This window comes from Streptomyces sp. So13.3 (assembly GCF_005860785.2).
GTDB classification, from domain to species: domain Bacteria; phylum Actinomycetota; class Actinomycetes; order Streptomycetales; family Streptomycetaceae; genus Actinacidiphila; species Actinacidiphila fildesensis.
The window spans coordinates 8,712,190-8,724,565 of record NZ_CP048835.1 but is presented as its reverse complement, the minus strand read 5'-3'; the positions used below and the strand labels follow the sequence as shown (position 1 = coordinate 8,724,565).

The window sequence follows — 12,376 nt, the reverse complement described above, 5'->3', positions numbered from 1 at the left end:
CCCGGACTTGTCTCCTGGCCTCCGCTGTGCTGGGTCGGTCGCGCGCGGTCACGGCGTGGTGAAGGTGTAGCCGGCGTCCAACAGGCGTGGGATGTAGTCATTGAGAGCGGCAAGGGTCTGGGCCCGGTTTCCGCCACCGTCGTGATTGAGGATGATGGCCCCCGGCTTGACCGTGCTCAACACGGTCGAGGCAATGTAATTCTGGCCGGGGCATCGCCAATCCTGAGGATCCACGCTCCACGCCAGAGGACTCATCCCCAGCTGGAAACACGCATCCAGCGCCTTGGGAGAGAAGTCGCCACCAGGAGCACGGAACCAACGGGTACGGCATCCACCGGTGGCCCACTCGACGACGTCGCTGGTGCGCTCCAGTTCGTCGCGGACGCCCCCGGACGACAGACGACGCAGGTCGGGATGGGACCAGGTGTGGTTGGCGATCTGATGCCCGGCTTCATAGATCCGTGCGAGGACACTCGGGTTGTCAGCGGTGTTCTGACCCACCACCACGAACGTGGCACGGATGTCGTAGTGGGCCAGAAGCGCCAGAATCCTCGGGGTGTACTCCGTGTTCGGGCCATCGTCGAACGTCAGCGCGATGGCCGTGCGATCCGGGTTCGACAGTTCGTACAACGGTGACGTACGTAGAGCGGGTTCAGCCGGCTCAGCGGGAACGGGCACCGCCGCGGGGGGTGCCGCCGCGGCTGCTGGTGGAAGTGGCATGGCGTTTGTGGTCGGTGTGATGGGCGTCCGGCCCGTACGAGTAGCGCCGGGTTCTCCCTCGGCAGGTTCGGCGGATTGGGCGCAGCCGGCCATCAGGAGGCTGACGCCGGTGGCCAGGATGAATCGTCGCGGCAACGCCTTCGGGACCGGTTCCATGCCCCGGTCTCTCACACCCCCGCAGGCCCGGACGGATAACCACACCGACCCAGAGCGTGATTCAGCCGGGCAGACCCTTCCAGCGTGCCGGACGCGATGCCATCGAGTACAACCGGTCGGCGGAATCGCCCGTCCTCAGGGCCGGGCACCTCCCGGAACGCGTCAGTGATCATCCAGTTCGCCGTATCGCATCGGGCTGCCGTTTTGCCCTCTATGGGTACAGCGGGAGAAGCGTGCCGTGCCGGAATTCGTGCGGGACGCGGAGTACTGCGACAACAAGGCCTGGTGCTCGCGACGCTACCGGAACGGAGTCGGGCCCTGTGCCGGGGCAGGGATTCCGGTCGCGTTCGGTCCTGTTCGCCGGGGCAGCCAGCGTCCGGATGCCGCTTGTCCGCGAAACCGTGACGCGAGTTCGTCGCGACCTCTCCTGGTCCATCGCCTCGGATAACATTCCCTATTCGATGCAGCAGACCGGACAAGACGCCCCGCCGGACCCTTGCCGCGACCGACGGAACTCCCCCGCCCGTGACCGACCCCGCCGCACTCAACCGCACCCTTCACTACACCGACGACATCACCGCCGCCGACACCGAGGCCATCGACGCATTCCTCGCCCCGCTCTTGGCTGTCCAGCGCGACGACCACTACGGCACAACCGGCTACAAGATGGCCTTCGCCCTGGACAGCCTCGTGCAGGACGCGGCCAACACCGCCCACTGGCAGCTGGACAAGCTGGCCAAGGACATCTTCCTCGACAGCCGTGACCGCCTGAGCTCCCGGCAGGACCTGCAACGCGCGTGGAACCGGCCGTGGAGCGCGGTCTACCCGTGGAACGCCGACACCGGCTACGACACCGCGCGCTGGAACCACCTGGACTACCTGGACCCGCAGGACCGGGCCCGCCAGGAGGCGATCGCCGCCCAGGCCGAAGCCGAAATGGGTGCCGAAACCACCGCGGGCCGTGGCAGGAGCAGGTCGAGCACAGCGGGCGGGTACTGCAGGCGCTCACCTTCGCCCCGACGGGGGCGATCGTGGCGGCCGCCACCACCTCGCTCCCCGAGAGCATCGGCGGAGACCGCAACTGGGACTACCGCTACACCTGGGTACGCGACGCCAGCTTCACCCTCCAAGCCCTGGCCACCGCATCCTGCGACATGGAGAAGGGCGCCTTCTTCGGTTTCCTCGCCCGCGCCGCAGCCACCCAGCTGCAGCGCGGCGTGGACCTACAGGTCATGTACGGCATCGGCGGCGAACGTGACCTGAGCGAACGGCCCCTGCCCCACTTGACCGGGTGGCGCCACAGCGCCCCGGTGCGTACCGGCAACGACGCCTGGCGGCAGCGGCAGCTGGACGTCTACGGCGAACTCCTCGACGCCGCCCACCAGTGCCTGCCCCATGAGATGCCGCTCGACCTGCCGGTCCGGACATTTCTCGTACAGGCGGTGGAGGCGGCGGCTCGCCGGTGGAGCGAACCCGATCAGGGCATCTGGGAGGTGCGCGGACCGAGCCGGCACTTCCTGCACTCCAAGCTCATGTGCTGGGTCGCCTTGGACCGTGCCATCGACATGGCACCGGCCCTGCAAGCAGCCGATCGCGTCCAGGACTGGAAGGCCATCCGGGAGGAGATCCGCACCACGATCGAGGGAGAGGGCTGGAACGATCAGATGGGAGCGTTCTCCCAATCCTTCGGCAGCGAGGAACTGGACGCCTCCGCCCTCGTGCTGGCCCTGGTGGGATTCCTTCCCGGCAACGACCCCCGTGTGCGGTCAACCGTCGAAGCAATCCGATCGCAACTCACGGACGCGCGGGGGCTGGTACATCGCTACCTCAAGGACGACATGCCGACGCAGGAGGGCACTTTCCTGTTGTGTACTTTCTGGCTCGCCCACGCCCTGGCGATCAGCGGTGATGTCTCCGGAGCACGGCAGGTGTTCGAAACAGCTCTGGCCCAAGCCAACGATGTGGGCCTACTCGCTGAGGAAGTCTCCAGCGCCACGGGCGAGGCTCTTGGGAACTACCCGCAGGCCCTCAGCCACATTGGCCTGGTCAACGCCGCCCGCGCCATCCACGAAGCAGAAGGCAGCTCGCCGAGATAGCAGACGGTGCCCTGCTCTTGTGGCTCCCCGACAGGCCGGGGTAAGTCTCCGCCGCTGGTCGGTGGCCGACAAACCACTTCTATGGCCTGCAGGCGATCGGCGCCGCAGTGCGCCCCAGCCAGTGACGCACCCGGTGCCCTTTGCGGGCAGAACGGCGCGAATCGTAAGGAGTCGCTACCGCCGTGCGCCAATGGTTACGACGTACGGTCTTCCCGGACACTGTGTGTAACTGGGAAGGAACCGAGATGGACGCCCCTGACGACGGACAGGACGCCCGCCGCCCACCCCCCAAGCCGCAGCCGCAGCCTCCGGCGGACGGGGCGAGCACACCGGCAGACAGCACCCCCGGGCAGCCAGCAGCGAAACCCCCGCCCAAAGCTACGCAGCAGCCCGATACCTCCCCCGCCAGTGCCAACCCGGCGGCGAAGCCTGAGCGGCCTGGTCGGTTGCGTGCGTTGTTGGCGGCGGGCCCGCCGCCGGGTCCTGCCCGGCCGGGGTTCTGGCGCAGCCCGTTGCGCGGCCCGTGGCTGACGTCGGTGTTCGGGTTGATTCTGCTCGTGGGTATCACGGTGATGTTCTTGACCGGGCTGCTGTCCTACGCCGCGTACAACCCGGACTTGTCGCCGGTCAATGACCAGACCCCGGACAAGGGGATTCTGGGGTTCTACTTGTTCTCCTGGCCCACCCACCCCTACTGGCTCTACCGGCTCCTGCAAGGCGTGCACGTCACGCTGGGAGTGGTACTGATCCCGATCCTGCTGGCCAAGCTGTGGTCGGTGATCCCCAAGCTGTTCTCGTGGCCTCCGGTGCGCTCGGTCAGCCACGCGCTGGAGCGCCTGTCACTGCTGCTCCTGGTGGGCGGCGCACTGTTCGAGTTCATCACGGGCATCCTCAACATCCAACTGCACTACATCTTCCCCGGCTCCTTCTACACCCTGCACTTCTACGGAGCATGGGTGTTCATCGGCGCGTTCGTCGTCCACATCGCGTTCCGCATTCCGGCCATGGTCCGCGCCCTGCGCAGCCGTCGGATGCGCACAGAGTTGCGCACCCCCCTGGGGCGGGCCGAGCCCGAACCCATGGACGCGACAGGTCTGGTCTCACCGCGGCCGGCCCCGCCGACGATGTCGCGACGCGGCGCGCTGGGGATGGTGGGCCTGGGATCCGCGGCCCTGCTGGTCGTCACGGCCGGGCAGAGCATCGGCGGGCCACTGCGCCGCGTCGCGCTGCTGGCCCCGCACGGCGGCCCGAACCCTGGCTCGGGTCCAGGCGGCTTCCAGATCAACAAGACGGCGGCCGACGTCGGCATCCGGGCCCGTGACATCGGGCCGGAGTGGCGATTGACCGTGCGCGCCGGCACCCGGCAGATCGTCCTCACCCGAGCCCAGGTCCTGGCTTTGCCACAACACGGAGCCTCACTGCCGATCGCGTGCGTGGAGGGGTGGTCCACCGACGACCAGGAGTGGTCCGGCGTGCGGCTTGTTGACCTGGCCGCGCTCGTCGGCCTGCACACCAGCCCGCCGGGCGTCGCGGTGGAATCCGTACAGCGTGGCGGCGCCTTCCGGTCAACGGTGTTGCGGGACAACCAGGTCCGCGACTCCCGGTCGCTGCTGGCACTGCGGGTCAACGGCGCCGATCTCACCCCGGACCACGGCTACCCCGCCCGCATCATCGTCCCCGCCAACCCCGGCGTGCACAACACCAAATGGGTCACCCGCCTCACCTTCGGGAGCACCCTGTGAAAAGCGTCCGCGCCCGCTACGGCGCCTCCCCCCTGCACCTGCTGCTCATCCTGTGCTCCTTCGCCCTCACCGCATACGCAGGGACCCGACTCCTCGAAGGTGACACCCTCCGCATCGTGATCTGGTTCGTGGGAGCGGCCCTCATCCACGATCTGGTGCTGCTCCCCCTGTACACCGTCACCGACCGTGCGACACAAGCCCTTCTGGGCTCCCGCGGCGGTTCCGGGAAACACCACCGCACCCCAAAGCAGTGGATCAACTACCTGCGCGTGCCGACCTTCGTCGCACTGCTCCTGCTGATCACCTGGTACCCCCTGATCCTCAACAAGGTCCCCGGCTATCACCTAGCTACGGGCCTGCCCTCCGACGTATTCCTCGGCCGCTGGCTGCTCATCACCGCCGCACTCTTCGCCGCCTCAGCCCTCTGCCTGATTACCTCCATGTGGCGCCAACGCACCCCGCGCCCCCAGCCACCCATGCAGCCCGGTCCTGGCGCACCGCCAACTGGCTCTCCATCTGCCGGACCAGGTCCTCAACCTCCACCTGGGCACAAGGCACCGGATGACGAAGCCTGAAACGGTGTGAGCACGTCTGGCCGCGTCGAGCGTGTCAGAACAGCGTGACCGGGCAGGTCCGTAGGCCCAGAAGGCCGATGTACGTGTTTCGTAAGGATCCAAAGCCCGGAATGTCGGTTTCTGCTTCGTAGGGTGAGGAGCGTGACGAACCCACCGACACCGCCCGTCGACGTCGTACTGCCGTGCCTGGACGAGGCCGGTGCCCTGCCCTGGGTGCTGGAGCGCATTCCGTCCGGCTGGCGGGCGATCGTCGTCGACAACGGCTCGACCGACGGCTCCGCCGTCCTGGCCGCCTCCCTCGGCGCGACGGTGGTCCGCGAGCCGGTCCGGGGCTTCGGCGCCGCCTGCCACGCCGGACTGCTCGCCGCGACCGCCGACATCGTCTGCTTCTGCGACTGTGACGCCTCGCTCGACCCCGCTCTGCTGCCGTCCGTCGTGGACCCGGTGCTGCGGGGTGATCTCGACCTGGTGCTCGGCCGCCGCAGGCCGACCGCCCGTGGCGCCTGGCCGCCGCACGCCCGGCTCGCCAACCTCGAACTGGCCCGGCGCATCCGCCGCCGCACCGGTCTGCGGCTGCACGACCTCGGCCCGATGCGGGCCGCCCGGCGGACCGCGCTGCTCGGCCTGGAACTGGCCGACCGCCGGTCCGGCTACCCGCTCGAAATGCTGGTCCGCGCGGCCGACGCCGGCTGGCGGATCGCCGAGACCGACGTCCCGTACGCGCCCAGGACCGGCCGCTCCAAAGTGACCGGCACCTGGCGCGGGACCTGGCACGCGGTCCGGGACATGAGCGCCGTGCTGCGGCAGCCTGCGGTCGGCACGCCAATGGACGGCCGGATTCCCGCGGTCACCGAGCCCGCGCAGCCCGTCCGGCCGGCCCAGGCCGTTCGAGCCGGTCAGGCCGCCCGATGACCGGCGCTCCCGGCATGACGACGCTACTGGTGATCGCCAAGGAGCCGGTACCGGGACGGGTCAAGACGCGGCTCACCCCGCCGTACTCGCCGCGGCAGGCGGCGGCGCTGGCCGAGGCGGCGCTCGCCGACACCCTCGACGCGGTGCTGCGCGCCCCGGCCCGCCGTCGGGTGCTGGTGCTGGACGGCGCGCCCGGCCCGTGGCTGCCGCCGGGCTTCGATGTTGTTCCGCAGGTGTCCGGCGGTCTGGACGAACGGCTGGCGGCGGCGTTCGCCGGCTGTACCGGGCCCACGCTGCTGGTCGGCATGGACACCCCGCAGCTCACCCCGGCCCTGCTGGAGCCGGCGCTGCGGCCCGACGCCTGGCTCGGCTGCGACGCGTGGTTCGGCCCGGCGCAGGACGGCGGCTTCTGGGCGGTCGGCCTCGCCGAGCCGGATCCCACGCTGTTCCCCGGGGTGCCGATGTCGACGGACCGGACGGGCGAGATCCAGCGCGCCCGTCTCACCGACGCCGGGCTGCGCGTCAGGGACCTGCCGGTGCTGCGTGACGTGGACACCGCCGCCGACGCCGCAGAGGTCGCCGCCCGCGCACCCGGCTCACGTTTCGCCGCCGCGCTGCGCGCGGCCGACCTTCCGCCAGGGCCGCTGCGGATCCTGCCGATGCCGGCGGGACACGCCGATGCCGGCCGGACGGAGGCCCTGTGACGCCGGTGGACGGCGCGACCGCGACGATCGCGCAGCGAACCGGTGCCCCCGTCCCGGCCCCCGCGCCCTGGATCGACGACCCGTACGCGCACGCGATCCGCTCCGGCCGGGGCCCGCTCTTCCTGCGCAGGGCCGACGGCTGGCTGCTGCCCCTCGACGTGGAGCGGTGGTGCGCGGCGCCGGACGCCGCCGACACCGCGCTGCTGTTCCGGTGCCGGCGCGGCCCGGTGCTCGACATCGGCTGCGGTCCCGGCCGGCTGGTGGCGGCGATCGCGGCCACCGGAGTACCGGCCCTCGGCGTGGACGTCAGCCCGGCGGCCGTGGCCCGCACCCGTGGCATCGGGGGAGCGGTGCTGTGCCGGTCGGTCTTCGACCGGCTGCCCGCCGAAGGCCGCTGGGGTACCGCCCTGCTGATCGACGGCAATGTCGGCATCGGCGGTGACCCGCGCGCACTGCTCGCACGGGTGGGCGAACTGGTCGCCCCCGGTGGCCGGTTGCTCGTCGAGGCCGCGGCCTACGACGTCGACGAGCGCTTCACCGTACGGGTGGAGGACGGCCGGGGCCGGTACGGCCGCGACTTCCCCTGGGCCCGGCTGGGCGCGGCCGCGCTGCGATCCGCCGCCGACGGCACGGGCTGGACGACGATCGAGGAGTGGTCCGTGGACGGCCGCCACTTCACAGAACTGCGGAACGACTGACTCCACAACGACTTCCTGCGGATCGGCGATCAGACGTCTACTTCAGCGGGGTCGATGCACGCGACATGGGACCGCTTCCGCCGGTCCGAGTTCGTTTCCCGAAACGCATTGAGACAACTGCCACGGCCGCACCGGCAGGGATGCCGCTCATCTCACTACTTATCAGCCCCCCAGGAGACGATCAGTCCTTACGGATTGTGGACACCGGGCCCGTCGTGAGCCCATCCAGGCATCCGCCTGCCACGGTGGACGGTGTGGGAGTCCGCACCGTATGCACCTCAGTCCTCGTCGCCGCGCTGACCGCCGTCGTCGCCGTCACCATCCGCATCGGAGGTTCCGAGGCACACCCGCGCCACCTCCTGTACTGGTACGCGGCGGCCTGGGTGCTGTTCGCCGCAGCCGTGTGGGCCGTCCGCAAGGTGCCCGTGCGCGCCGCCGTGGTCCTGGTGCTCGCCGGCAGCGCCGCGCTGTCGCTCGCGGCGCTGAGCGGGCCGCCGCGCACCAGCAGCGACATGTACCGCTACGCCTGGGACGGCAGGGTGCAGGCCGCGGGCATCTCCCCGTACGCCCACCCGCCCGCCGCGCCGGAACTGGCCGGGCTGCGCGACCGCTGGCTCTTCCCGCCGGGCCCCGACTGCCCGGCACCCGATCTGCGCGCAGTCGGCGCGGACTGCACCCGGATCAACCGGCCCGCCGTGAACACCATCTACCCACCGGTGGCGGAAGGCTGGTTCCTCGCCGTCCACGCCCTGTCCCCCGACGGCGCCCGCCACAAGCCGACCCAGATCGCGGGCGCCCTGCTGACCGTCGGGACCACCGCCGCCCTGCTCCTCGTCCTGCGGCGGCGCGGCGATCCACGGCGCGCGGCGCTGTGGGCCTGGTGTCCCGCGGTGTCCTTCGCGGCCGTCAACGACGCGCACATCGACACGCTCGGCGTGCTGCTGACCGTGCTCGCGCTCGGTACGTCCGTCCTGCCGCGCCGCGGCGCGCTGCTCGGCGCGGCCATCGCCGTCAAACTGCTGCCCGCCGTCGTCCTGCCGGGCGCCCTCGCCCGCCGGAGCCCCCGCGACGCCGCGCGCGTCCTGGTACCCGCCGTCCTGGTGATCGCACTCGCCTATCTGCCGTACATCCTGACCTCCGGCTTCGGCGTCCTCGGCTACCTGCCCGGCTATCTGCAGGAGGAGGGGTACGAATCAGGCAGCGTCCGACGGTTCGCGCTGCTGCGGCTGTTCCTGCCGGACGGCGTCGCCGCCCCGGTCGCGGTGGCCCTGATCGCGCTGACCGCCCTCTACGTCATGCGCCGCGGCGACCCGGACCGGCCGTGGAGCGGCGCGCTGCTCGTCACCGGCACCGCGCTGCTCCTGACCTCGCCCTCCTACTACTGGTACGCCCTGCTGGTGATCGCGCTGGTCGCCCTCGACGGCCGCTGGGAATGGCTCGCCGTCCCCCTCGCGGGCACCGTGCTCTACATCGGCAACGCCATGGCACTGCCCAGCGAACTACTCCAACCCTGGTCCTACGGAATCGCCGCCGGGGTAGTCCTCGCCGGAACACTCCTGCGCGCCTACCGAAACGGGAGCCAGCCCGAACACACCGCCCCCAACTACGCCACCACACTGTCGCGGCTCTGACCTTCGGCGTCACCCCTGTGGGCACTGTGAGCCTGGACCGCTAGTCGATCGTGATCGGGCCGTCGGTCGGCTTGTCCCGGCCGGTGTCCTTCTCTGTGTCCTTGTCTGTGGGCTTCGGCTTCACCGGCTCCGTGGGCCCGGCGGCCGGCTTCAGGTAACCCTGCAGCTCGAGCAGGCCGTTGTCCTTGCCCGGACGGGGGTACTCGGTGGAACCGCTCAGGTTCTTCCGAACCGAGTCCAGGATGGTCAGCCCCTGGCCGACCAGTCCCGCCGCGATCTCACTGAGGCCGTCGGCGCCGTTGAGGACGTTGACATTGGCCCCGGCGAGGCCGCCGGCGGCCTCCTTGACGATCAGCGGCAGCTGGTCGATCAGCATCCGGTCCAGTGCCACCCGGTCGTACGAGGCCGCGGCCTCGGCCTGGATCTTCATCCGCTCGGCCTCGGCGATCGCCAGCACCTTGATCCGCTCGGCCTCGGCCTCGGCGGGCTTCACGATCTCGGCCCGCAGCTGCTGCTGCCTGAGTTCGGCCTGGCGGTGCGCCAGTTCGGTCTGGGCGATGAGCACTTCCTGCTGCGCGTGGGCCATCGCCAGCGGGCCGGCCTGCGCGGACTCCGCCTGCGCGCGGTCCACCTGGGCCGAGTACTCGGCCTTCACCACGGCGGTCTGCCGGGCGTACTCGGCCTGGTTCCGTGCGGCCACCTGCTCCGCCTCGACCGAGGCCTGGGTGGCCTGTGCCTGGGCGATCTGGGCCTGCCGCTGGATGGCCGCCTTGTGCGGTGCGGCCATCGCGGCGATGTATCCGGTGTTGCCGTCGTCGATCGACTGGATCTGCAGCGAGTCGACGGTCAGCCCGATCTTCGCCATCTCGGTCTTGGAGGTCTCCAGCACCTCGGTGGCGAGCTTCTGCCGTTCGGTGACGATCTCCTCGACCGTCATCGAGCCGATGATGGAGCGCAGATGACCGGCGAAGATCCGGCCGGTCAGTACCGACATCTGGTCCTGGTCGGAAAGGAACCGCTGGCCGGCGTTGACAATGCTCTCCCTGTCGTTGCCGACCTTGAAGGCGATCACGGCCGTCACCGACAGGGCGATGCCCTGCTTGGTCACACAGGTCTCGGCGACCTCGGCCTCGCACATCGCCAGGGTGAGGAAGCGGGTCTTGCGGAAGACGGGGAGCACGAACTTTCCGTGGCCGGTCACCACGCGGAACGGCGCACCTTCCAGTCCCCGCCTGCCGCCTGAAATCAGCATCGCCTCGTCGGGGGCGGGAACGCGATAACCGAACATTTCGTCTCCTTTAAGGGGCGTCGGTGACGCCGCCCAACGCATCCAGGGGATCTGCCCACTCGATGACGCCGACCTGCCCGAACGGTCCCCTGTCTTGACAGTTGTTCGTGCAGTCGTCCTCTGAGCAGGTGAGTCAGGCCGGCGGTTGGCCGCTTGGCACCCGGGCAAGGTGATCTTAGGCGGTGCCGGTGAGGGTGGCGAAGGCGACGATGTTGCCAAGGTAGGTGTGGGTTCCAGGGTCCCAATTGCCGCAGGTGATGAGGCGGAGTTGGGGCCGGTCAGCGTTTGTGGCGTAGACGTCGAGGGTGGGGAAGTCGTCCTTGGGGTAGGCCCGCACGGAGTCGGTGGTGAAGGCGGCGGTGGTGCCGTCGGCCCGGGTGACGCTGATGCGGGTGCCCGCTTTGAGGGCGCCGAGCCGGTAGAACACGGCGGGCCCGGTCTCCTTCGAGTCGACGTGGCCGAGGATGACGGAGGCGCCGAGCTGTCCGGGGGTGGGTGAGTTCTTGTACCAGCCGGCTTGCAGGGGCTTCCAGGGGACCTGGACGGTTCCGTCGGGGTTGCGGCCCAGGGACAGCAGCGTGGTGTGGACGCCGATGGCGGGGATATCCAGGGCCACCGGTACGGATGCCGAGAGTACGGGTCCGGTGGAGGAGTGCGGCGCCGGTGGGCCGGGCGGCTGGAGTGAGGTGGGCTGCGCCGCTGCGGCCGGTGCTGCCACGGCTGGGGGCTGGGGTGGCGGGACGCTGCTGCTGGGCCCGCCGGTGAGGGCGACGGCGGCGCCGGCTGCGGCCAGGGCCAGTGCTGCGGTGAGTCCGATGATGGTGCGGCGGCGGGTGCCGCCCCCCGCCGGACGGGGGGCGGCGGCTTCCGGGTCCGGCTCGGGGCTGGTGCCGGGCCCGGTCCCGTCGGTCATCGCTGGGCTGCGGCGTTCCTGCGCCGCAGGATCAGGGTGCCGGCCAGTGCCGCGACCGCTGCGGCGCCCAGGCCGGTGGCGATCAGATCAGCGCTGTTGCCGCCGGTGGAGGCCTGGGTGGCTCCGTCACCGGTGCCCGCTCCCCCGGTGGGCATGGCGTTGAGGGCTCCGCAGATGGCGGGGGCGGTGGCTTCCTGGGGGAGCTTCGGGTCCAGCTCGCTGGCGCCCAGGACGTTGTCGTACTTGCCGTTGTGGTTGTAGTCGATGCCGTGCACGACGATCACGGCGTTGTCGGCCCGCACTGCGGCCGCCACGTCCGGGGTCACGGTGATCGTGCGGGTGTAGTGGAACGAGCCGGTGGCCGGGAAGCGATCGATGGCCAGCGCGCTGTTCGGGCTGGTGTCGCCCTTGGTGGTCAGGGACGTGCCGATCTTGCCGTAGGCGGGCAGACCGTCGGTGGTGCTGATGGCTTTGTGCCCGTTGTGGTCATGGGCCGCGTCCGCCTTCGGGCATTCACCCGAGCCCTTGATGTGGATGTGCTGGGCGTGCGGGGAAGCGTCGAGCAGCTGGTTGGCGGTCACCGAGACGGTGGCCTGGTTGCCCGACAGGGTGACGGTGGCCATGCCGGATCCGTCGACCATGTTGGTGGCCACCGGGTCGAGGGTGGCCTGATAGTTCGCACCGCCGCCGGTGGACTGCGCGGATGCCACCGCGGGCAGCGCCAGCGGGATGGCGAACGCGGCGATACCCACCAGGGGGAGGAGAGTCTTGTTCATGGCGTGCTCCAAACGAAGCCCCGCGGCAGTCCGGTGCCGTATGGGATGAGGGGCTCCTGTGCCATAGGGAGGAACAGCGACCGAAGGGGCTTTACCAAGGCCGCCGGGATCAACTCACACCCTGTATTCGGAACTGACACCAGCACCGGATGGGTCTGGGTTGCG

At 70.3% G+C, this 12,376-nt stretch carries 11 protein-coding genes; 7 read left to right on the top strand and 4 right to left on the bottom strand.

Annotation, left to right across the window (positions count from 1 at the left end; translation table 11 throughout):
* Positions 1-48: 48 nt before the first annotated feature.
* A complete protein-coding gene (locus tag C8250_RS38890; protein WP_164294194.1) occupies positions 49-630 on the bottom strand; it encodes a polysaccharide deacetylase family protein in 582 nt (193 codons plus the stop codon).
* Positions 631-1,673: 1,043 nt separating this feature from the next.
* Between C8250_RS38890 and C8250_RS38885 the strand changes: the two genes are divergently transcribed.
* From C8250_RS38885 to C8250_RS38855, 7 genes are all read left to right on the top strand, one after another.
* Positions 1,674-2,972 (top strand): glycoside hydrolase family 15 protein, encoded by a 1,299-nt coding sequence (locus C8250_RS38885; protein WP_187145163.1) that lies wholly within the window; start codon positions 1,674-1,676, stop codon positions 2,970-2,972.
* Between the two features lie 446 nt (positions 2,973-3,418).
* Positions 3,419-4,714 carry a molybdopterin-dependent oxidoreductase gene (locus C8250_RS38880; protein ID WP_138359587.1) on the top strand — a complete coding sequence of 432 codons (1,296 nt, stop codon included), beginning with the start codon at positions 3,419-3,421 and terminating at the stop codon, positions 4,712-4,714.
* Positions 4,711-5,289 carry a hypothetical protein gene (locus C8250_RS38875; protein WP_346268787.1) on the top strand — a complete coding sequence of 193 codons (579 nt, stop codon included), beginning with the start codon at positions 4,711-4,713 and terminating at the stop codon, positions 5,287-5,289. Before C8250_RS38880 ends, C8250_RS38875 begins: the two co-directional genes overlap by 4 nt.
* A gap of 132 nt (positions 5,290-5,421) precedes the next feature.
* A complete protein-coding gene (locus C8250_RS38870; RefSeq protein WP_187145062.1) occupies positions 5,422-6,201 on the top strand; it encodes a glycosyltransferase family 2 protein in 780 nt (259 codons plus the stop codon).
* 14 nt (positions 6,202-6,215) lie between these two features.
* On the top strand, positions 6,216-6,905 hold the full coding sequence (locus tag C8250_RS38865; RefSeq protein WP_138359653.1) for a DUF2064 domain-containing protein: 690 nt from the start codon (positions 6,216-6,218) through the stop codon (positions 6,903-6,905).
* Between the two features lie 26 nt (positions 6,906-6,931).
* On the top strand, positions 6,932-7,603 hold the full coding sequence (locus C8250_RS38860; protein WP_244809922.1) for a methyltransferase domain-containing protein: 672 nt from the start codon (positions 6,932-6,934) through the stop codon (positions 7,601-7,603).
* A 254-nt stretch (positions 7,604-7,857) separates the two neighbouring features.
* Positions 7,858-9,234, top strand: coding sequence for a glycosyltransferase family 87 protein (locus C8250_RS38855; protein WP_244809652.1), 1,377 nt, complete (start codon positions 7,858-7,860; stop codon positions 9,232-9,234).
* A gap of 40 nt (positions 9,235-9,274) precedes the next feature.
* Here C8250_RS38855 and C8250_RS38850 read toward each other — a convergent pair whose 3' ends face one another.
* From C8250_RS38850 to C8250_RS38840, 3 genes are all read right to left on the bottom strand, one after another.
* The gene (locus C8250_RS38850; protein WP_187145160.1) at positions 9,275-10,522 is read right to left on the bottom strand and encodes a flotillin family protein; all 1,248 of its coding nucleotides are present in this window, start codon (positions 10,520-10,522) and stop codon (positions 9,275-9,277) included.
* Between the two features lie 175 nt (positions 10,523-10,697).
* The gene (locus C8250_RS38845) at positions 10,698-11,435 is read right to left on the bottom strand and encodes a class F sortase (protein ID WP_138359487.1); all 738 of its coding nucleotides are present in this window, start codon (positions 11,433-11,435) and stop codon (positions 10,698-10,700) included.
* Positions 11,432-12,211 (bottom strand): hypothetical protein, encoded by a 780-nt coding sequence (locus tag C8250_RS38840; RefSeq protein WP_138359489.1) that lies wholly within the window; start codon positions 12,209-12,211, stop codon positions 11,432-11,434. The genes C8250_RS38845 and C8250_RS38840 overlap by 4 nt, the downstream gene beginning before the upstream one ends.
* Positions 12,212-12,376 lie beyond the last annotated feature (165 nt).